Genomic DNA, 1,535 nt, shown 5'->3' on the forward strand with positions numbered 1-1,535 from the left:
GACGGTTATAAACATAAGGAATCGTAGGGAAATCCGAATTGAATGAAGCCTTCCTAGATCACGAAACGCTATTCTGGGGAATACTGAGCTATCGAGAAACGTTAGTTACATACACTATCAAGATAAGGCTGCCGGCAAAATCGGCAGCCTTTGCTCAACTAACGGGCAGGTTACTGTAATAACAAGAGTGTATTTAATAGCTTTTATGGAGGGATTGTTGGGAGAAAATAGAAATTTATATGGAAGAAAAAGAAGGGTGCTGTGATGACGTATGTTTTTAGTTAATTCTCGTGCAATAATTGAAAGAACTTTGGATGGAACAATCGAAATTGTAGTTCAGACACGAAATAAACCTGGTGAATCTCAACGGATTGAACTTCCTGGTGGGAGAATAGAACAATACGAATCATTAGTAACAGCACTTATTAGAGAAGTAAAGGAAGAGACTGGGCTTGATGTAGTAGAAATTGAAGGTGAGGATACAAGGATTGATACAGTGGGTATCGATCCAAGTTTTGAAGTGGAATGTATAAAACCCTTTGGGGCTTATCAGACAATTAATGGACCCTTTGACTCGATTGGTGTGTACTTCCGTTGTAAAGTACAAGGTGAGTTATTAAAATCAGGTGATGAAACTAAGAACCCAAGATGGATTACCGTAGATGAATTAAGACAACTAATGAATGAGGATCCCCTCCAATTTTCCAATGTAGACAGAGCAGGAATTATATTTTACTTAAAATATATTGAAATAATGTAAAACTATACTAACATGTGCTCTAATTCACAATCGGATTGTTAGGAGGTATTTTTAATGTTGAAAAATGTATTTATAGTCAGACATTGTCAAGCAGAAGGACAATCTGCTGATGCACGATTATCGGATTTGGGTCTAAATCAGGCAAACAAACTTACTGAGTTTCTTATGCCGAAAAACATTGATTATATTATTTCAAGTCCTTATGAAAGGGCTTATCGAACAATATTTCCATTAGCTGAAAGACTTGGCATCGAAATTGTAACAGATAATCGATTGACCGAAAGGATATTATCTGAAAAAAATCACCCTGATTGGCGTGAAATGCTTCGACAAACGTACTACGATTTAGATTTGTGTTATGAGGGCGGCGAGTCGAGCAATGTAGCTACGCACCGTGTAATTACTGTAGTAAAAGAACTATTAAATAGTCGGTTTGAAAATATTATAATAGCTTCACATGGAAATCTCATATCTCTGCTCTTGAAATATTTTGATGATCGGATTGGGTATAAGGAGTGGGAAAACCTATCTAATCCAGACGTGTTCCACCTCTCCTTTATGAAGGATACTCCAAATATAGAACGAATTTGGACTGACTAAGTGATTATTTTAGTAAGTGGCTTCTTCAAATACCATTAAACTCCCTCGGTATGATTTAATTTCCTCACGCAAGCTCGTCTATTCGCAGGATTTCATGCTTTAGATTTCAATGATGAATGAAAGTTAGCGAGATATATTAGGACGTGTCGTTAAAAAGGCATGCGGGAACAGAGGT

General features: G+C 36.8%; 2 protein-coding genes. Both read left to right on the forward strand.

Annotated elements, in window-relative coordinates; all coding sequences use genetic code 11:
• The first annotated feature begins 271 nt into the window (after positions 1–271).
• A complete protein-coding gene (locus GC098_RS23560; protein ID WP_171645662.1) occupies positions 272–760 on the forward strand; it encodes an NUDIX hydrolase in 489 nt (162 codons plus the stop codon).
• A 57-nt stretch (positions 761–817) separates the two neighbouring features.
• Positions 818–1,360: a histidine phosphatase family protein gene (locus GC098_RS23565; RefSeq protein ID WP_171645663.1), complete on the forward strand. Its 543-nt coding sequence runs from the start codon at positions 818–820 to the stop codon at positions 1,358–1,360.
• Positions 1,361–1,535: the final 175 nt, after the last annotated feature.

The sequence above is a fragment of the Paenibacillus phytorum genome, assembly GCF_013141715.1.
In the GTDB taxonomy this organism is placed as follows: Bacteria; Bacillota; Bacilli; order Paenibacillales; family NBRC-103111; genus Paenibacillus_E; species Paenibacillus_E phytorum.

Bases quoted from the DNA above. Each gene is read 5' to 3' on its own strand.
- GC098_RS23560 (WP_171645662.1), top strand. From the start codon at position 272: ATGTTTTTAGTTAATTCTCGTGCAATAATTGAAAGAACTTTGGATGGA.